General features: G+C 73.9%; 18 protein-coding genes. 7 read left to right on the plus strand and 11 right to left on the minus strand.

Going from position 1 to position 17,598, the window contains the following annotated elements; genetic code table 11:
- The coding region (locus PKA89_RS19275; protein ID WP_324422314.1) for a urocanate hydratase at positions 1-1,469 on the minus strand (1,469 nt) is incomplete at its 3' end.
- A 180-nt stretch (positions 1,470-1,649) separates the two neighbouring features.
- Here PKA89_RS19275 and PKA89_RS19280 point away from each other — a divergent pair.
- A complete protein-coding gene (locus PKA89_RS19280; protein ID WP_324422316.1) occupies positions 1,650-2,327 on the plus strand; it encodes a class I SAM-dependent methyltransferase in 678 nt (225 codons plus the stop codon).
- A gap of 71 nt (positions 2,328-2,398) precedes the next feature.
- Here PKA89_RS19280 and PKA89_RS19285 read toward each other — a convergent pair whose 3' ends face one another.
- The 4 genes from PKA89_RS19285 to PKA89_RS19300 all read right to left on the minus strand — a co-directional run bounded on the left by PKA89_RS19285 (position 2,399) and on the right by PKA89_RS19300 (position 6,813).
- A complete protein-coding gene (locus PKA89_RS19285; RefSeq protein ID WP_324422318.1) occupies positions 2,399-2,731 on the minus strand; it encodes a metalloregulator ArsR/SmtB family transcription factor in 333 nt (110 codons plus the stop codon).
- Complete coding sequence (locus PKA89_RS19290) at positions 2,728-3,174, minus strand: hypothetical protein (RefSeq protein WP_324422320.1); 447 nt, start codon at positions 3,172-3,174, stop codon at positions 2,728-2,730. The genes PKA89_RS19285 and PKA89_RS19290 overlap by 4 nt, the downstream gene beginning before the upstream one ends.
- Positions 3,175-3,247: 73 nt before the next feature.
- Positions 3,248-4,822: a histidine ammonia-lyase gene (gene hutH, locus PKA89_RS19295; protein WP_324422323.1), complete on the minus strand. Its 1,575-nt coding sequence runs from the start codon at positions 4,820-4,822 to the stop codon at positions 3,248-3,250.
- Positions 4,823-5,019: 197 nt separating this feature from the next.
- On the minus strand, positions 5,020-6,813 hold the full coding sequence (locus tag PKA89_RS19300; RefSeq protein WP_324422349.1) for an ABC transporter ATP-binding protein: 1,794 nt from the start codon (positions 6,811-6,813) through the stop codon (positions 5,020-5,022).
- A 209-nt stretch (positions 6,814-7,022) separates the two neighbouring features.
- On the opposite strand from PKA89_RS19300, the gene PKA89_RS19305 reads away from it, so the two are divergent.
- Positions 7,023-7,460: a MarR family transcriptional regulator gene (locus PKA89_RS19305; RefSeq protein ID WP_324422325.1), complete on the plus strand. Its 438-nt coding sequence runs from the start codon at positions 7,023-7,025 to the stop codon at positions 7,458-7,460.
- 17 nt (positions 7,461-7,477) lie between these two features.
- Here PKA89_RS19305 and rraA read toward each other — a convergent pair whose 3' ends face one another.
- From rraA to PKA89_RS19330, 5 genes are read right to left on the minus strand one after another with little or no spacing between them, the layout of a single operon-like run.
- Complete coding sequence (rraA, locus tag PKA89_RS19310; RefSeq protein ID WP_324422327.1) at positions 7,478-7,954, minus strand: ribonuclease E activity regulator RraA; 477 nt, start codon at positions 7,952-7,954, stop codon at positions 7,478-7,480.
- Positions 7,951-8,349, minus strand: coding sequence for a universal stress protein (locus PKA89_RS19315; RefSeq protein ID WP_324422329.1), 399 nt, complete (start codon positions 8,347-8,349; stop codon positions 7,951-7,953). Before PKA89_RS19315 ends, rraA begins: the two co-directional genes overlap by 4 nt.
- Positions 8,346-9,917 (minus strand): tripartite tricarboxylate transporter permease, encoded by a 1,572-nt coding sequence (locus PKA89_RS19320; RefSeq protein WP_324422331.1) that lies wholly within the window; start codon positions 9,915-9,917, stop codon positions 8,346-8,348. Before PKA89_RS19320 ends, PKA89_RS19315 begins: the two co-directional genes overlap by 4 nt.
- Positions 9,917-10,465: a tripartite tricarboxylate transporter TctB family protein gene (locus tag PKA89_RS19325; RefSeq protein WP_324422333.1), complete on the minus strand. Its 549-nt coding sequence runs from the start codon at positions 10,463-10,465 to the stop codon at positions 9,917-9,919. The genes PKA89_RS19320 and PKA89_RS19325 overlap by 1 nt, the downstream gene beginning before the upstream one ends.
- Before the next feature lies 1 nt (position 10,466).
- Complete coding sequence (locus tag PKA89_RS19330) at positions 10,467-11,474, minus strand: tripartite tricarboxylate transporter substrate binding protein (protein ID WP_324422335.1); 1,008 nt, start codon at positions 11,472-11,474, stop codon at positions 10,467-10,469.
- A 100-nt stretch (positions 11,475-11,574) separates the two neighbouring features.
- Here PKA89_RS19330 and PKA89_RS19335 point away from each other — a divergent pair, with 100 nt between their 5' ends.
- The gene (locus PKA89_RS19335; protein WP_324422337.1) at positions 11,575-13,299 is read left to right on the plus strand and encodes an ATP-binding protein; all 1,725 of its coding nucleotides are present in this window, start codon (positions 11,575-11,577) and stop codon (positions 13,297-13,299) included.
- A complete protein-coding gene (locus PKA89_RS19340) occupies positions 13,296-13,964 on the plus strand; it encodes a response regulator (RefSeq protein WP_324422339.1) in 669 nt (222 codons plus the stop codon). The genes PKA89_RS19335 and PKA89_RS19340 overlap by 4 nt, the downstream gene beginning before the upstream one ends.
- A 16-nt stretch (positions 13,965-13,980) precedes the next feature.
- Here PKA89_RS19340 and dacB read toward each other — a convergent pair whose 3' ends face one another.
- Positions 13,981-15,324, minus strand: a complete 1,344-nt coding sequence (dacB, locus tag PKA89_RS19345) for a D-alanyl-D-alanine carboxypeptidase/D-alanyl-D-alanine-endopeptidase (protein WP_324422341.1) — start codon at positions 15,322-15,324, stop codon at positions 13,981-13,983.
- Positions 15,325-15,396: 72 nt separating this feature from the next.
- Here dacB and PKA89_RS19350 point away from each other — a divergent pair, with 72 nt between their 5' ends.
- From PKA89_RS19350 to PKA89_RS19360, 3 genes are read left to right on the plus strand one after another with little or no spacing between them, the layout of a single operon-like run.
- Complete coding sequence (locus tag PKA89_RS19350; RefSeq protein WP_324422343.1) at positions 15,397-16,158, plus strand: IclR family transcriptional regulator; 762 nt, start codon at positions 15,397-15,399, stop codon at positions 16,156-16,158.
- Positions 16,159-16,201: 43 nt separating this feature from the next.
- A complete protein-coding gene (locus PKA89_RS19355; RefSeq protein WP_324422345.1) occupies positions 16,202-17,176 on the plus strand; it encodes an NAD(P)H-quinone oxidoreductase in 975 nt (324 codons plus the stop codon).
- A gap of 32 nt (positions 17,177-17,208) precedes the next feature.
- Positions 17,209-17,571 (plus strand): DUF1304 domain-containing protein, encoded by a 363-nt coding sequence (locus PKA89_RS19360; protein ID WP_324422347.1) that lies wholly within the window; start codon positions 17,209-17,211, stop codon positions 17,569-17,571.
- The last annotated feature ends 27 nt before the right edge of the window (positions 17,572-17,598 follow it).

A 17,598-nucleotide genomic window follows, 5' to 3' on the forward strand; every position in this document is an offset into this window, starting at 1 on the left:
ATGCCGACGCCGCCGCCGTGGTGGATCGAGACCCAGCTCGCGCCGGACGCGGTGTTGACGAGTGCGTTGAGCAGCGGCCAGTCGGCGATGGCGTCGGAGCCGTCGGCCATCGCCTCGGTCTCCCGGTACGGCGACGCGACCGAGCCGGAGTCGAGGTGGTCGCGGCCGATGACGACCGGCGCGCTGACCCGCCCGGAGGCCACGAGGTCGTTGAACGCCAGCCCGGCCTTCTCGCGCTCGCCGTACCCGAGCCAGCAGATGCGGGCCGGCAGGCCCTGGAACGCGATCCGCTCCCGGGCGCCACGCATCCAGCGGTGGAGGCGGTCGTCGTCGGGGAAGAGGTCGAGGACGGCGCGGTCGGTCTCGGCGATGTCCTGCGGGTCCCCCGAGAGCGCCGCCCAGCGGAACGGGCCCTTGCCCTCGCAGAAGAGCGGCCGTATGTACGCGGGCACGAACCCGGGGAACGCGAAGGCCCGGTCGAAACCGCCCTGGCGCGCCTCGTCACGGATCGAGTTGCCGTAGTCGAAGACCTCGGCGCCACCGTCCAGGAAGCCGACCATCGCCTCGACGTGCCGGGCCATCGACGCCCGCGCCCGGTCGGTGAACTCCTCGGGCTTCTTCTCGGCGTACTCGGCCCACTCCTCCAGCCCGATGCCCTCGGGCAGGTAGCTCAAGGGGTCGTGGGCGCTCGTCTGGTCGGTGACGACGTCGATCGGGACGCCGCGGCGCAGCAGCTCGGGGAAGACCTCGGCGGCGTTGCCGACGACACCGACCGAGAGGGCGCGCCGCTCGTCCTTGGCCCGCAGGACGCGCTCGACCGCGTCGTCGAGCCCGTCGGCGACCTCGTCGAGGTAGCGGTGCTCGACCCGGCGGTGCAGGCGGGCCGGGTCGACGTCGACGATGAGGCAGACGCCACCGTTGAGGGTGACCGCGAGCGGCTGCGCGCCGCCCATCCCTCCGCAGCCGGCGGTGAGGGTGAGCGTGCCGGCCAGGGTCCCGCCGAAGCGCTTCTCGGCGACCGCGGCGAAGGTCTCGTAGGTGCCCTGGACGATGCCCTGGGTGCCGATGTAGATCCACGAGCCGGCCGTCATCTGCCCGTACATCGTCAGCCCGAGGTGCTCGAGCCGGCGGAACTCGGGCCAGGTGGCCCAGTCCCCGACGAGGTTCGAGTTGGCGATGAGCACCCGCGGCGCCCACTCGTGGGTGCGGAACACGCCGACCGGCCGGCCGGACTGGACGAGCATCGTCTCGTCCGCGCGCAGGTCGGTCAGGGTGCGGACCATGGCGTCGAAGGCGCGCCAGTCGCGGGCCGCTCGGCCGGTGCCGCCGTAGACGACGAGGTCGTCGGGACGCTCGGCGACCTCGGGGTCGAGGTTGTTCATGAGCATTCGCAGCGGGGCCTCGGTGCTCCACTGCCGGGCGGTGAGGGTGGTGCCGCGGGGGGCGCGGACCGGGCGGGCGCCGTCCATGTCGGTCTCCTTCGTCGTCGTCCTTCCCACTGTCGCGGCGCCGTCGCGGCGGGTGAACCCCGGGGGACACGGACGCGTCTGGCATCCGAGACGTGCCGCCCTCGGCCGGGCCGTGGCGTGAGGTTGCCGGAACGGCAAGCGGATGCGGCACGCCGGGTGGCCTCGGAGCAGACTGCCAGCATGACGACGCACGACGCCCACCACACGGCCGGCCACGACCACGGGTCGGCGGGCCGCCACGAGCACGGGTACGCCGTTCGGGACGACGAGTCGGTGTGGGACGCCCGCTACGCGGAGCTCGACCGGGTGTGGAGCGGCGACCCGAACCTCGCCCTCACCGTCGAGGCCGCGACGCTGCCGCCCGGGCGCGCGCTCGACGTCGGCTGCGGCGAGGGAGCCGACGCGGTGTGGCTCGCCACCCACGGCTGGGAGGTCACGGCGCTCGACCCGTCAGGCGTGGCCCTGGCGCGGGCCCGGACGGCCGCCGAGGCCGTGCGCGCGTCCGTGCGCTGGGTGCACGCGGGCCTCGCCGAGGCCGACCTGCCTGCCGGGGGCTTCGACCTCGTGTCCGTCTTCTACCCTGCGCTCGACCTCGAGACCGACCCGGTGGCGCGACTGGCCTCGCTCGTCGCGCCGGGCGGGACGCTGCTCGTCGTCCACCACGCCGAGGTCGACCGTGAGCGCGCGCTGGAGCACGGCTTCGACCCCGACCTGCTCCTCTCGCCCGAGGGCGTCGCGGCGGGGCTGGGCGACGGGTGGACGGTGAGCGGTCCGGAGAAGCGGCCGCGGTCGGTCAGCGGCGGCGCCGGGGCGCACCACCACGACGACCTCGTGGTCCGGGCGCTGCGCCACGGCTGACGCTGTCCCGCGAACGTGTGTGAAGAACGTCGGCATGCCGGCGTTCTTCACACACGTTCGCGGTGTGGCTGTCAGGGGCGCTCGGCGCGCGTCCGCAGGTCGGCGAGCCGGCGGTCCCAGGCGCTCGAGACGGCCACGAGCCACTCGGCACGCTCACGCAGGGCGTCGGCGTCGACTCGGAAGAGGACGTCGCGGCCGTGCTTCGTCGAGCGCACGAGACCGGCGTCCTCGAGCACGCGCAGGTGCCGGGTCACGGCCTGCCTCGTCACCGGCAGCGGCTCGGCCAGCCGGGTCGCCGTCGCAGCCCCCGTCGTCCCGAGCGTCGCCAGCAGGGTGAGCCGCGTCGCGTCACCGAGGGCCGCGAAGACCTCCGCGGCCCGGGCGTCGACGACGGGCGCGCTCATCGGACGCGCTGCGACTCGACCTGCCGCCTGGCGACGTCGAGCTCGGTGTCCCAGCCCTCGGTGTTGTCGGCGACCGTCTTCGCGAGCTGGGTCTCCGTCTCGTCGAGCGACTCGAAACCACTCTCCCGCACCCGGAGCGTCACGCCGTCCTCGGCGTCGTCGACCCAGAACTCGGTGAGCGTACCGGGGCCGTCGAGGCTCGGGGAGTCGGTGCGCGCCAGCCACCGGAAGGCGACGTAGCGCGGCGGCCGCTCCTCGAGGACGACGAGGGGGAATGCCCCGTGGACCGGGTCGGTGACGATGACGACGCCGTCGTCGCGGCGGTCCACGACGTGGGCGACGTACTCGCCGTCGTTGATCCACCAGCCCGGCTCGCTGACCAGGGGCCAGACCTCCTCGGCGCTGGCGGCGATGGCGATGGTCTTGTCGATGACGTGTCCCACGGGTCCTCCTCGGTCGGATATGCAACATAAATGTTGCACATGCGACGCGACAGGACAAGCCCGCCGGCGCAGTTCAGGCGAGGGGGCCGGTGTGCTCCTCGACGGCGCGGCGGACCGTGCCGTCGACGACCAGCCGGTGGGCGACCTCGATCTCCGGCGCGAGGAACCGGTCCGGGCCCGGCTCGCCGGCCCCGGCGGCGGCCAGCGCCGAGACGACCGCGCCGGTGGCGGGCGCCGGCTCGAGCGGAGCCCGCAGCCGGATGCCGCGGGCCGCGGTGAGGACCTCGACCGCGAGCACCCGGGAGAGCCCGTCGACGGAGCGGCGCAGCTTGCGGGCCGCGCTCCACCCCATCGACACGTGGTCCTCCTGCATCGCCGAGGACGGGATGGAGTCGACCGAGGCGGGCGCCGCGAGCCGCTTCATCTCGGAGACGATCGCGGCCTGCGTGTACTGGGCGATCATGTGGCCGCTGTCGACGCCCGGGTCGTCGGCGAGGAACGGCGGCAGTCCGTGGCTGCGGGCGACGTCGAGGAACCGGTCGGTGCGGCGCTCGGACATCGAGGCGACGTCGGCGGCGACGATCGCGAGGAAGTCGAGGACGTAGGCGACCGGCGCCCCGTGGAAGTTGCCGTTGCTCTCGACCCGTCCGTCCGGGGTGACGACCGGGTTGTCGACCGCCGAGGCGAGCTCCCAGCCGGCGACGCGCGCGGCGTGGTCCACGGTGTCGCGGGCGCCCCCCGCGACCTGCGGAGCGCACCGCAGCGAGTACGCGTCCTGGACGCGCGTGCACTCCTCGGTGCGGTGCGAGTCGCGGATCGGGCTGTGCGCCATCACCTTTCGGATGTTCGACGCCGACATGGCCTGGCCCGGCTGGGGCCGCAGCGCGTGCAGGTCGGCGGCGAAGACGTCGTCGGTGCCGAGCAGGCCCTCGACCGACATCGCGGCGGAGACGTCGGCGACGACGAGCAGCTCGCGCAGGTCGTGCAGCGCGAGGCAGAGCATCCCGAGCATCCCGTCGGTGCCGTTGACGAGGGCCAGACCCTCCTTCTCCTCGAGCTCGACCGGGACGATGCCGGCCGCGGCCAGCGCGTCGGCGGCGGGCATCCGGGCGCCCGAGGCGTCGCGGACCTCACCCTCGCCCATCAGCGCGAGCGCGCAGTGCGAGAGGGGCGCGAGGTCGCCGGAGCAGCCGAGCGAGCCGTACTCGTGGACGACCGGCGTGATGCCCGCGTCGAGCATCCCGGCGTACGCGCGCAGGGTCTCCTCGCGGATTCCGGTGCGGCCGGTGGCCAGGGTCGCGACGCGCAGCAGCATGAGGGCCCGGACCACCTCGCGCTCGACCTCCGGTCCGGAACCGGCTGCGTGCGAGCGGATGAGGCTGCGCTGCAGACGGTGCCGCAGCTCGACCGGGATGTGCCGCGTCGCGAGCGCGCCGAACCCGGTGCTCACGCCGTAGTGCGGCTGCGGGTCGTCGGCGAGGGCGCGCACCACGTCCCGGGTGCGGCGGACCTCGGCGAGGGCCGCCTCGTCGAGGACGACGCGGGCGTCGCGCCGGGCCACGGCGACGACGTCCTCGACGGTCAGCGGCCCGGCTCCGACGACGACGCGCTCGGGCAGGGCGGCGGAGGTGGCGGTCATGCCTCCCATTGGAGGGCCGGTCCAGGGTGTCGGCCACCACGCGGCGGGCCATCCTGTCTCGCACCCGAGACCACGACCATGCCTCCACCGTGCCCCATGCGTATCGGGTGACCCGATAACGCTGCGCTTTCCCCGGGAACGGAACCCGGGGAAAGCGCGGTCGTATCGGGTCACCCGATACGCGTGGGACCGGGGGCGGGGGCGCGTCAGGCGGGGAGGGGTGCGCCCTCGGCAGCGGCGACGAGGTCGGCGTACCGGCCGCCGAGCGCGAGCAGCTCCTCGTGCGTGCCGGACTCGACCACCCGCCCGGCGTCGAGGACCGCGATCCGGTCGGCCCGCCGCACCGTGGAGAGCCGGTGCGCGATGGTCACGGTCGTGCGACCGCGGGCCAGCTCGTCGAGCGCCGACTGCAGCGCCCGCTCGGTCGCGGTGTCGAGGGCGGAGGTCGCCTCGTCGAGGACGAGGACCGGCGGGTCGCGCAGGATGGTGCGGGCCACCGCGAGCCGCTGCTGCTCCCCACCGCTGAACCGGTGGCCGCGCGCACCGACGACCGTGTCGAGCCCCTCGGGCAGCGACGCGACGAGGTCGGCCACCTGGGCGGCCCCGAGGGCGCGCCACAGCTCGGCCTCGTTCGCCTCCGGCCGGGCGAGGAGCAGGTTCTCGCGCACCGTGGCGTGGACCAGGTAGGACTCCTGCGACACCGTGCCGACGACGGACGCGAGCACGTCCGGGTCGAGGTCGCGCACGTCGACGGCGTCGACGGTGACCCGCCCGGTGTCGGGGTCGAGCAGCCGCGCGAGCAGCCCGGCGAGCGTCGACTTCCCGGAACCCGTCGGCCCGACGAGGGCGAGGGTCGAGCCGGCCGGTACCTCGAGCGTCACGTCCGAGAGGGCGTCGCGCGGCGAGCCCGGGTAGCGGACGGAGACGCCCTCGACCCGCACCTGCCCGGCGACGCGGGCCGGGTCCAGCGGCACCGGGTGCGTCGGCGCAGGCACGTCGGGCACGAGGTCGAGGTACTCGAAGACCCGGGAGAAGAGGGCCATCGAGGCCACCCACTGCGCGGTGACGTTGAGCAGGCCCATGAGCGGCCGGAAGATGCCGCCCTGCAGCGCGGTGAACGCGACGAGCGTGCCGATGGTCATCCCGCCGCCCGTCGCGGGCATGCCGGCGGCGAGGTAGACGAGCGCCGGGATGACGGCGAAGACGATCTGCATCGTCGCCATCCGCCACCGACCGGCCAGCTGCGAGCGCAGCTCGAGCCCGACGAGGTCCTCGGAGGTGTCGGCGAACCGTTCCGCCGACCGCGTGCCCGTGCCGAGGGTCTTGGCCAGCCGGACGCCGGAGACCGAGAGCCCCTCCTCGATCTGCGCGTTGAGGTCGGCGAGCCGGCGCTGTTGTTGCGTCGTCACCTCGCGGCGCAGGAGGGCGACCCGGCGGGTCAGCCACAGCGCCGGCGGCACGACGAGGAGCGAGAGGAGGGACAGCCGCCACGAGAGGGCGACCATGGCGACCGCCGTGGCGACCGCGGTCGTGACGTTGGACGCGATCGAGGTCGCGGTCGAGGTGACGACGCCCTGCATCCCGCCGACGTCGTTGACGAGGCGCGACTGCACCTCGCCGCCGCGGGTGCGGGTGAAGAAGCCGAGGGACTGGCGCTGCAGGTGGGTGAAGACCGAGGTGCGCAGGCCGTGCATGACACGCTGGCCGACCTGGGTCGAGAGCCACGTCTGGACGACGCCGAGCAGCTGGGTCACCGCGGCGACGGCGACCATCGCGCCGACGGCGAGCACGAGCAGCCGCACGTCCTGGCGCGGGATGGCGACGTCGACGACCTCACGGACGAGGAACGGCTGGGCCAGGCCGACGACGGACGTGGCGACGATGATCGCGACGACGACGCCGATGCGGGCCCGGTACGGGGTGAACAGGGCGAGGACGCGGCGCAGGCTGACCGGCGCCTCCTCGAGCCGCGCGCGGTCGCGCGGGTCGACGGTGAGCACACCGCGGCCACCGCGTCCGCCGCCCCCGTGGGCGGCGGGCTGAGCGGTGGGGCCGTGGGGGGAGGCCGGGGACGCCGACGGGCGCCCCGCGGAACGGGTGGGGATCTGGGTCGGGGCCGCTGTCACGGGCACCCCTCCTTCGCATCGGGCTATTGCTGAGGTTACCTCACAATGAGCCCAACACACCAGCGCCGGGTAGCATTCCCGCTGTGCGCCATCCCCACGACGACCGCCCCGCCGTCGAGCTCGACCTCGGCGACCTCGTGCTGCGTGTCGCCCGCGACCTGCGCCACGCCGGGATGACCGCCTACGAGCCGTACGACCTCGCGCCGCACCAGGCCCGGGCCCTGCGGGTCATCGGACACCACACGCTCCGCCTGGGCGAGCTCGCCCAGCACCTGCGGGTGGCCCCCCGCTCGGTGACCGACGTCGTCGACGCCCTCGAGGAGCGCGGGCTGGCCGAACGCACGCCGGACCCGACCGACCGGCGGGCGCACGGCGTCCGGCTGACCACGGCCGGCTCCCGGCTCCTCGAGGAGGTAGACGCCGCCCGCCGCCGGGGCGCGGACGAGTACTTCGGCCGGCTGTCCGAGCGCGACCGGGCCACGCTGCGGCGCATCCTCGAGCGCCTCGACGCGGACGCCTGAGCCCGGCCGCCCGGACCTCAGGGACGGGTGACGAGCACGCCGTCCTCGTCCGCCCAGAGCGTCGCGCCGGGGACGAACTCGACGCCGCCGAACGTCACCGGCACGTCGCGCTCGCCGACACCGTCCTTGGCCGACTTCCGCGGGTTCGAGCCGAGCGCCAGCACCCCGAGGTCGAGGCCGGCGAGGGCGACGGTGTCCCGGACCGCGCCGTGGACGACGACGCCCGCCCAGCCGTTCGCGACGGCCGAGCCGGCGATGAGGTCGCCGACGAGCGCCGACTCGAGCGACCCGCCGCCGTCGACGACGAGGACGCGTCCCGCGCCTGGCTCGGCGAGCGCCGCCTTGACGATCGCGTTGTCGCGGTGGCACCGCACGGTGCTCACCGGCCCGGAGAACCGCGGCCGGCCGCCGTAGCGGCGCCACTGCACCGCGCAGGACTGCAGCGCGTCGCCGTGCTCGTCGTAGAGGTCGGCGGTGGCGAACCCGTCGCTCACGGCCTCTCCTCCTTGACCGCGAGCACGGGGCAGCGGGCGTCGAGGAGGACGCGCTGGGCCACCGAGCCGAGGATGAGCTTCCCGACGGCGGTGCGGTGCCGCAGGCCGATGACGACGACCGACGCGCCACGGCCGGCCGCCTCCGCGAGGATCACCTCGGCCGGGTCGCTGCCCTCCGCGACCTGGACGACCTCGACGTCGACCCCGAGCTCGGCGACGTCGCGCTCCACCCGGGCCAGGTCGTCAGCGGGCGCGCGCCGGGCGTCGACGAGGACGTCGTCGCGCGACATGTTGAGGACGACGAGCGGCTCCGAGCGGCGGCGCGACTCCTCGACGCCGGCGCGCAGCGTGGCCTCCCCGAGGGGGTTGGGCAGGTAACCGACGAGAACGGTCATGACGAGGGTCCTTGCCACTGGGCGACACCGGTGAGGGGGACACCGGGGGGATGCGGGGAGCCGTCGTCCGGCCCGTCGTCCCCTCCACGACCGCGGCGCAGCAGCTTCGCCACGAGCGGCCAGAGGAGGACCGCGAGCACGAACGCGTAGCAGACCCACGCGACCGGCCCGCCGACGAGCCCGGAGACGTCGCCCCCGGTCGTCTGCAGCGAACGCCGCATGTGCTTCTCGAACAGCGGACCGAGGATGGTGCCGACGATGAGCGGCAGCACGGGCAGCCCGAAGCGCCGCATCGCGAACCCGAGGCCGCCGAGCGCGAGGAGCAGGAAGAGGTCGAACGGCTGCGCGTTGACCGCGTAGGCGCCCATCGACGCGAAGAAGAGGATCCCCGCGTAGAGGTAGGGCCGCGGGATGCGCAGCAGCTTGGCCCAGGTCGGCGCGAGCGGCAGGTTGAGCACGAGGAGGAAGAAGTTGCCGATGAAGAGGCTCGCGATGAGCATCCAGACGAGGTCCGGCTCCTTGGTGAGCAGCAGCGGGCCCGGCTCGATGCCGTAGGACATGAACGCCGCGATGATGATCGCCGCCGTCGCGTTGGTCGGCAGGCCGAGCGCGAGCAGGGGCACCATCGTGCCCGCCGCCGACGCGTTGTTCGCGGCCTCCGGGCCGGCGACGCCTTCGATGGCGCCCTGGCCGAACTCCTCCGGGTGCTTGGTCAGCTTCCGCTCGGCGAGGTAGGACAGGAAGGTCGGGATCTCCGCACCGCCGGCCGGGATCGCCCCGAACGGGAAGCCGAGAGCCGTGCCGCGCAGCCACGGCTTCCACGACCGGCCCCAGTCCTGCCTCGACATCCACGGGCGGCCGACCGGGATGACCGTCCCGGCCTTGCGACGCAGGTGCGCCGCGACCCAGAGGGCCTCGCCGACGGCGAAGATGCCGACGGCCACGACGACGACGTCGATGTTGTCGGCGAGGAACGGGCTGCCGAAGGTGAGCCGCTGCTGCCCGGTGACGAAGTCGGTGCCGACGAGGCCCAGGCTCAGCCCGACGAGCAGGGCGGCGAACCCGCGCACCCGTGACGACCCGAGGATGGCCGCGGTGCCGACGAACGCGACGAGGATGATCGCGAGGAACTCCGGTGAGCCGAGGGTGATCGCGAACGAGACGACCTGCGGCATGACGAGGACGATGAGCGCCGTCGCGATGGTGCCGGCGACGAACGAGCCGATGGCCGACGTCGCGAGAGCCTGGGCGGCTCGACCGGCCTTGGCCATCTTGTTGCCCTCGAGGGCGGTGACGACCGAGGCGGACTCGCCCGGGGTGTTGAGGAGGATCGAGGTCGTCGAGCCCCCGTACATGCCGCCGTAGAAGATGCCGCCGAAGAGGATGAGCGACTGCTCGACGGGCAGGCCGTAGGTGATCGGCAGCAGCAGCGCGACGGTCATCGCGGGCCCGATGCCGGGGAGCACACCGACCGCGGTGCCGACCGTGACCCCGAGCAGCGCGATGAGCAGGTTCATCGGCGTGATGACGTCGGCGAAGCCGCCGAGCAGGGCGTTGAGGTTGTCCATCAGAGGATCCCCTGGAGGATGCCGGCGGGCAGGTTGACCCCGAGCCCGATGGCGAACGCGTAGAAGGTGGCGAGCGAGAGGGCGATCCCGAAGACCAGGCCCCGGACGTGGTGACGGTTGCCGAGGGCGAAGGCCGACAGGAAGAACAGCAGTGAGCCGCTGATCACCCAGCCGAGGGGCTCGATGAGGAGGGCGTTGAGCGCGAAGGCGCCGGCCAGGATGCCGACCGTCCGCCAGTCGGCCCGCTGGCCGAGCTCGACGTCCTCGCCGGCCTCGGCCTCGCCGACGCCGCCGCGCAGGACGTCGAGGGTGAACAGGACGCTGACGAGGAGGAGCAGGCCGCCGACGACGAAGGGCATCGCCCGGGGCCCGATCGGGTCGTTGCTGCTCGTGACGTGGCCGAGGCGGCTCGCGTCGACGACGACGACGACCCCGGCCAGGGCCAGGGCCGCGCACAGGCCGAGCTGTGCGCGGTCCCTGACCCGGCCGAGCGGCCCGGCCCCGGAGGGCGTGGCGCCCCCGGTGGGGGTGGTGGCCTCGCTGGTCATGTCAGGCCAGGCCGAGGGTGGTCAGGACGTCGGCGACCCGCTTGTCCTGCTCGGCGATGAAGGAGCCGAACTCGTCGCCGGTGGCGAACGCGTCGACCCAGCCTCGCTTCTCGAGCTCGTCCTTCCACGCCTGCGAGTCGTGCATCTTCGTGAACGCGTCGATCCAGACCTGCTTCTCGGCGTCCGAGATGCCGGGCGGGGCGACGACGCCGCGCCAGTTGGTGAACTCGAGGTCGATGCCGCTCTCCTTGAGGGTCGGCACGTCGGGCAGCGCCGGGACGCGCTCGGCGCTGGTCACCGCGAGGATGCGGATGTCGCCGGCCTCGACCTGGTCGAGGAACTCACCGAAGCCGCTGGCGCCGAAGGCGATCTTCTTGCCGAGCAGCGCAGGGAGCAGCTCGCCGCCACCGTCGTAGCTCACGTAGCTGACGGTCTTCGGGTCGATGCCGACCGCGTCCGCGAGACGCATCGGCAGCAGGTGGTCCGGACCGCCCGGCGACGACCCGCCCCCGACGGCGAGGCCCTTGGGGTCGGCCTTCCACGCCGCGACGAGGGCCTTGATGTCCTGGTACGGGGAGTCCTTCTGGACGACGATCGCCCCGGCCTCCTCGATGAGCTTCGCGATGGGCGTGGTGTCGGAGAGCTTGGCCTGCGACTTCTGGGTGTACGCGGCGCCGACGACCCCGAGCCCCATCTGCATCGCGAGCTTGCCGTTGCCCTTCTCGTTGACGACCCGCTGGAGGCCGACCGTGCCGCCGGCGCCGGGGAGGTTGAAGACCTGGACGCTGCCGGTGATCTTCTCCTTCTCCATCACCTGGGCCGCGGTGCGCGCGGTCGTGTCGTACCCGCCGCCCGGGCTGTTCGGGACCATGTACTGGAGGCCGGTCGCCGGCGCCGCGTCGCCGGAGGACGCGCCACCCCCGCTCCCCTGGTCCTTCGTGGCCCCGCAGCCGGTGAGGGCCAGCGTGGCCGCGACGAGCGCGCCGAGCGCGATGCGGTGGAGTCTCATCGTCGAGATCCCTTTCCTGTGGTGGAGTGGAACGCGATGATCGTGGGCGACCGGTACGGAGCCTGTCGCGCTTTCGTCCGCAGTGGAGGTTGAGTTCATAGTGGTCACGCGCCGACGCCGCCGGGCGACCCTCGCCGGGCAGCTCTTCGCGCTCCAGCTCGCGATCATCGGGGTCGTGCTCGTCGCCGTCGCCGCGGTCTCGCTCGCCCAGTCGGCGGCCACCTTCGAGCGCACCGAGGGACGCCGTGTGTCGGCCCTCGGTGAGCAGCTGGCGGCCAACCCGCTCGTCCGGGCCAACCTCGACCAGCCCGAGACGCGGACCGGCCTCGCCACGCTCGGCCTCTCCCTCGTCGCCCAGGCGAGCGTCACCTCGGTCACCTTCGCCGAGCCCGACCTCGACGTCCGGGTCTCGACCGACCCCTCCCTCGAGCAGCGGCCGCTCCCGCTCGGCGACCGCCGCGTGGCCGACGGCGGGAGCTGGTCCGGCACGCTCACCCTCGACGGGCGCGACTACATCGCCTCGCAGGTTCCGGTGCTCGGCGGCGACGACGACGACAAGGACCCCACGACGCCGTCCCGGGCCGGCCAGCTGCTCGGCACGGTGATGGTCGCCGAGCAGGCGCCCACGACGTGGGAACGGTTGCAGGGCACCAGCTCCTACCTCCTGACCTACTTGGGGATCGCCCTCGTCGTGGGGCTCGGCGGATCGTGGCTGCTGTCCCGACGGATCAAGCGCCAGACCCGCGGGATGGAGCCGCGCGAGATCGCCGGCCTCGCCGAGCACCGGGAGGCGATGCTCCGGGGCATCGCCGAGGGCGTCATCGCGCTCGACCCGCAGCACCGCATCACCCTCGTCAACGAGGTCGCGCGCCGGCTCCTCGACCTGCCCGAGCACGCCGTCGGCACCTCGGTCGCGGACCTCCGCATCGAGGGGCGCCTCCGTGAGGTGCTCGTCGGTGAGAATCCTCGCCCGGGAACGGGTTCCGATCCCGACGACCACGTCACTGCTGCACGCGACGAGGTCGTCATCCGCCGCGGCCGCGTCCTCGTGATGAGCACGATGCGGGTGGTGAGCGGCGACCGCGTGCTCGGGACGGTGACGACGATGCGCGACCGCACCGCGCTGGCCGACCTCGAGCGCGAGATCGGCTCGTTCCGCTCCACCGCGCACGTGCTCCGGTCGCAGGCGCACGAGTTCGCCAACCAGCTGCACACGATCAGCGGCCTCATCCAGATCGGCGAGCTGGACGAGGTGGTCCGCTACGTCGACGCCGTCAGCGAGCGCCGGCACGCCCTCGACCTCGTCGTCAACACCCTCGTCCAGGACCCGACCATCGCGGCGCTCCTCATGGCCAAGGCGGCGACGGCCAACGAGCGCCACATCGACCTCACCATCACCGACGAGACGCGGCTGGAGCGGCTCGAGACCCACGACGCCGCCGACGTCGCGACCGTCCTCGGCAACCTCGTCGACAACGCCTTCGACCACGCACCGCGCGGCACGACCCGGCCCCCCTTCGTCCGGGTCCGGGTGCGTCAGGACGCGAGCACCGTCGAGATCGTCGTCACCGACTCCGGCCCCGGCGTCCCGGACGAGCTGCGCGCCTCGCTCTTCGAGCACGGCGTGACGACCAAGAAGGTCGACCCGATGGAGCACGGTGTGGGGTTGGCCCTCACCCGTCTCGTGTGTCGCCGGCGCGGTGGCGAGATCGAGGTCGAACGGGTCGACGGCACGACGCGCTTCGTGGCCCGGCTCGGTGTGACCACCTTCGTCGACCCCGAGACGCCCTCTGCGGCAGCCCTTCCCGAGGAGGTTCGCGGGTGATCCGTGTCCTCGTCGTCGACGACGACTTCATGGTGGCGCGCATCCACGTGGGGTTCGTGCAGCGGGTCGAGGGGTTCGAGGTGGCCGGGGTCGCGCACACCGCGGCCGAGGCCGAGGAGGCCGTCGTCCGGCTCCGTCCCGACCTGCTGCTGCTCGACCTCTACCTCCCGGACCGTTTCGGCCTCGACCTGCTCGCCGACCTGCGCGGTGGCCCGCACCCGTGCGACGCGGTCGTCATCACCGCCGCGAAGGAGATCGAGTCGGTGCGCGCGGCCGTCCGGCTCGGCGTCACCGACTACGTCCTCAAGCCCTTCGGCTTCCCCGACCTCGAGGAACGGCTGCGCCGGTACGCCGGCCGGCGGTCGCTGCTGGCCCGGGCCGAGGTGACCGGGCAGGCGGACGTCGACCGCGTGTTCCTCCGGTCCGCGGCGAGCGCGGCGCCCCTGCCCAAGGGGCTCAGCCCGGAGACGGCCCGGCTCGTCGAGGACGCTATGCGCGGTGCGTCACAGGCTCTCTCGGCGAGCGAGGTCGCCGAGGCGGTCGGCATCTCACGGGTGAGCGCCCGTCGCTACCTCGAGCACTTCAAGCAGGCGGGACGCGCCGAGGTGTCGCTGCGCTACGGCTCGACGGGTCGTCCCGAGCGACGCTACCGGTGGGTGGGGTGACGGCCCCGGTCCGCGGTCAGTAGCAGCCGGTCGTGGTCGTCGCGAGGAGGTCGGCCGTGAGCCGCGAGCTCGCGGTGCTCCGCACGCCGTTGAAGAGGAAGGCGAAGGGTCGCACCGACCCGTCGACACCCTCCGCGTACCCGGAGAGGGCGACGACGTCGGCGAGCGTCCCCGTCTTGGCGTGCACCCGGCCGGCGGCGCAGGAGTACGGGCTGGTGCGGAAGCGCGAGGCGAGCGTGCCGGTCTGGCCGGCGACCGGCAGCGCCGTGCGCGGCAGGATGACCGCGGAGAGCGTCGGGTCGGCCGCCACCTTCGTGAGCAGCGAGGTGAGCGTGGCCGTCGGCATCCGGTCGTTGCGGGAGAGGCCCGAGGCGTCGTACATCCTGAAGCCGTAGGTGCCGATGAGCTCCGCCTTGAGCACGGCCATGGCGTTGCCGGTGGCTCCGGCCCAGGTCGTGGGACGCCCTCGGCGGGCGGCGGCCTCGCGCAGCAGGATCTCCGCGTAGTCGTTCTGGCTCGAGTTCAGCATCGTCCCGAGGATCGTCGAGAGGGGAGAGGACACGGTGGTCGCGAGGACCGGGATCCGGCTGGCCGCCCGCTGCCGCGCGACCGTGCGGACGGCGATCCCCTGACCGCGCAGATAGGTCGCGAAGAGGTTCCCGGCGTCGATGGCGGTGTCGTTGACGTTGCGCGAGTTGACCACGAGCGCCCGGACCGGCGCGACGTCACCGGGAAGGTAGCTGGACTTCCACCCGCTCGCCAGCGTGGGCGTCGGGAAGAGGAAGTCGTCGACCCGCACGTTGACCACCGTGATCCGCTGCGACTTCAGGCTGGTCGCCGCCGTGCGGGCCATGACGAGCAGCTCGGACGAGGTGAGCCGGGGGTCGCCGACCCCCTTGAGGTAGACGGTCGAGCGGTAGCGCGGGTCCTGGAGGACGGGGGTCGTGAACCGGAAGTTGGGGCCCATCGACCGGATCGCCGTCACGCTCGTGACCAGCTTCATCGTCGAGGCGGGCATCCGGGTGGTCGTACCCCCCTTCTCCCAGATGGTGCGTCCGGCGGCATCGGTGACTCGCCCGGAGAAGGCCGGGGTCATGCCGCCCGCGTGCGCCGCCCGGTTCGCGAGCTTGGCGACGATCCGGGACGTCAGGTCGCTCGAGGCGGTGGACGCGGCGAGCCGCTCGGCGGCCGGGACGCGCGAGGGCTCGGGCACGAGCTGCGAGGTGGTGTCGCCGGCTCCGGAGGTGGCGCCGGACGCCGGGGGTGCGGGCGCGGGGTCGGCCACCGCGGAGGGGACGGCGACCGCGGCGGAGAGCGCGAGGGCCAGGGCTGGACCGAGGATGCGACGAGTGGGGAGCACGGGACGAGTGTGAACGACGCACGGCCCCGGCGCCTGCCGAACCGCCGAGCCCGGACCCGCGACACTGGTCCCATGGCGAACGCCCCCGCCGCCGGCCACGCCCTCGACGTGCTCGGCCTCATCGCCCGCCGTGGTGAGCCGGTGCCCGCCGCGGCCATCGCCCGCGACCTCGGCCTGCCGCGCTCGAGCGTCTACCACCTGCTCGCCGTGCTCGTCGAGCGCGGCTACGTGCGGCACCTGCCGGACGAGCGTCGCTACGGGCTCGGCCTCGCGGCCTACGAGCTCGGCTCGGCCTACCAGCGCCAGGCGCCGCTGGACCGGATGGCCCGGGGCCTCATGGACCGGCTTGTCGACGCGTGCGGCCAGAACGCGCACCTCGCGGTCCTCCACGGCACCGACGTCCTCTACGTCGTCGAGCAGCGCGCCCCCGGCCGCCCCCTGCTCGTCACCGACGTCGGCGTCCGGCTCCCGGCACCGCTGACCGCGACCGGCCTGGCGATGCTCGCCGCCCTCCCCCCGGCCCAGGTGCGGGCGCTCTTCCCCGACCGCGCCTCGCTCGTCCGGCGCGACGGTCGGGGCCCCGCCTCGACGACCCAGCTGCGCTCGTGGCTGCAGCAGGTGCGCCAGCGGGGGTACGCCGTCGAGGACGGGCTCGTGACGCCGGGCCTCGGGTCGGTCGCCGTGGCCGTCCTCGACGCCAACGACTACCCCGTGGCCGCGGTGGCCGTCACCTACGCGCAGGCCGAGGTGGACGCGGCGGAGCGCGAGCGGCTCGTCGGCGCGGTCCGACACACGGCCGGAACCCTCGCGGCACGGGTCGGCCGCTCGCGCTGACCCGGCCGCCCTCCGGGTCGGCGACGGGGTCTAGGTTCGGGGGATGCAGGCCGTGACCATCCCCGAGTCCGGAGGGCCCGAGGCCCTCGTCCTCTCCGACGTCGCGGTCCCGGAGGTGCGGGCCGGCGAGGTACTCGTCCGGGTCGCCGCCGCCGGGGTCAACCGGGCCGACTCGATGCAGCGCCAGGGCTTCTACCCCCCGCCGCCCGGCGAGTCCGAGGTCCCGGGGCTCGAGGTCAGCGGTGTCGTCGAGGCGCTCGGCGACGGCGTCGACGGCTGGGCGGTCGGCGACGAGGTCTGCGCGCTGCTGGCCGGTGGCGGGTACGCCGAGTACGTCCGCGTCCCGGCGGGGCAGCTGCTCCCGGTCCCGCGCGGGGTGTCCCTCGTCGACGCGGCCGCGCTGCCCGAGGTCGTCTGCACGGTGTGGTCGAACGTCTTCCTCACCGCCAACCTCCAGCCCGGCGAGCTGCTCCTCGTCCACGGCGGGTCCTCCGGCATCGGCACGATGGCCATCCAGCTCGCGGTCGGGGCCCGGGTGGCCGTCACGGCGGGCTCGGCCGAGAAGCTCGAGGCGTGCCGGGCGCTCGGCGCGGAGGTGCTCGTGAACTACCGCGAGGAGGACTTCGTCGAGCGGGTCCGGGCGGCGACCGACGGCGAGGGCGCGAACGTGGTGCTCGACAACATGGGCGCGAAGTACCTCGGGCGCAACGTCGAGGTGCTCGCGGTCAACGGGCGGCTGGTCGTCATCGGCCTCCAGGGCGGGCGCACCGGCGAGCTCGACCTCGGGATGCTGCTCGCCAAGCGCGGTGCCGTCATCGCGACCTCGCTGCGCGCGCGGCCGGCCGCCGAGAAGGCGACCATCGTCGCGGCGGTGCGCGAGCACGTCTGGCCGCTGGTCGAGGACGGTGTGGTGCGCCCCGTCGTGCACTCGCGCCACCCGCTGGCCGACGCCGCGGAGGCGCACCGCGAGCTCGAGGCGAGCGGGCACATCGGCAAGATCCTCCTGACCACGGGGTGACCGCGCCGGCCGGCATCCGCTAGACATCACCCATGTCGGTGCTCGCCGCGGTCCTCACCGCCCTCGTGGGGCTCATCCACGTCTACGTCGTCGTGCTCGAGATGGTGCTGTGGGACACCCCCCGCGGTCGGGCCGCCTTCGGCACGACGCCCGAGCAGGCCTCCGGGACGAAGGTGCTCGCCGCGAACCAGGGGCTGTACAACGGCTTCCTGGTCGCCGGCATCGCGCTGGCCCTCGTCGGGCCGCAGGCGCACCGGTTCGCGTTCGCCGTGTTCACGCTGGCCTGCGTCGCGGTCGCCGGGATCTACGGCGCGCTGACGGTCAGCCGGCGCATCCTCCTCGTCCAGACCGTGCCGGCCGTGCTGGCGCTGGTGGCCCAGCTGCTCGCCCGCTGACCCGCGCACGTCGCGCGGAGGAGGACG

Source organism: Phycicoccus sp. (assembly GCF_035325325.1).
Lineage (GTDB): Bacteria > Actinomycetota > Actinomycetes > Actinomycetales > Dermatophilaceae > Phycicoccus.

What these genes read in the sequence shown, in the direction of transcription:
- PKA89_RS19320 (WP_324422331.1), bottom strand. Translation starts at nt 9,917, where the DNA reads ATGGACAACCTCAACGCCCTGCTCGGCGGCTTCGCCGACGTCATCACG.
- PKA89_RS19280 (WP_324422316.1), top strand. Translation starts at nt 1,650, where the DNA reads ATGACGACGCACGACGCCCACCACACGGCCGGCCACGACCACGGGTCG.
- PKA89_RS19360 (WP_324422347.1), top strand. Translation starts at nt 17,209, where the DNA reads ATGTCGGTGCTCGCCGCGGTCCTCACCGCCCTCGTGGGGCTCATCCAC.
- PKA89_RS19355 (WP_324422345.1), top strand. Translation starts at nt 16,202, where the DNA reads ATGCAGGCCGTGACCATCCCCGAGTCCGGAGGGCCCGAGGCCCTCGTC.
- PKA89_RS19285 (WP_324422318.1), bottom strand. Translation starts at nt 2,731, where the DNA reads ATGAGCGCGCCCGTCGTCGACGCCCGGGCCGCGGAGGTCTTCGCGGCC.
- hutH (WP_324422323.1), bottom strand. Translation starts at nt 4,822, where the DNA reads ATGGGAGGCATGACCGCCACCTCCGCCGCCCTGCCCGAGCGCGTCGTC.
- PKA89_RS19315 (WP_324422329.1), bottom strand. Translation starts at nt 8,349, where the DNA reads ATGACCGTTCTCGTCGGTTACCTGCCCAACCCCCTCGGGGAGGCCACG.
- PKA89_RS19325 (WP_324422333.1), bottom strand. Translation starts at nt 10,465, where the DNA reads ATGACCAGCGAGGCCACCACCCCCACCGGGGGCGCCACGCCCTCCGGG.
- PKA89_RS19350 (WP_324422343.1), top strand. Translation starts at nt 15,397, where the DNA reads ATGGCGAACGCCCCCGCCGCCGGCCACGCCCTCGACGTGCTCGGCCTC.
- PKA89_RS19330 (WP_324422335.1), bottom strand. Translation starts at nt 11,474, where the DNA reads ATGAGACTCCACCGCATCGCGCTCGGCGCGCTCGTCGCGGCCACGCTG.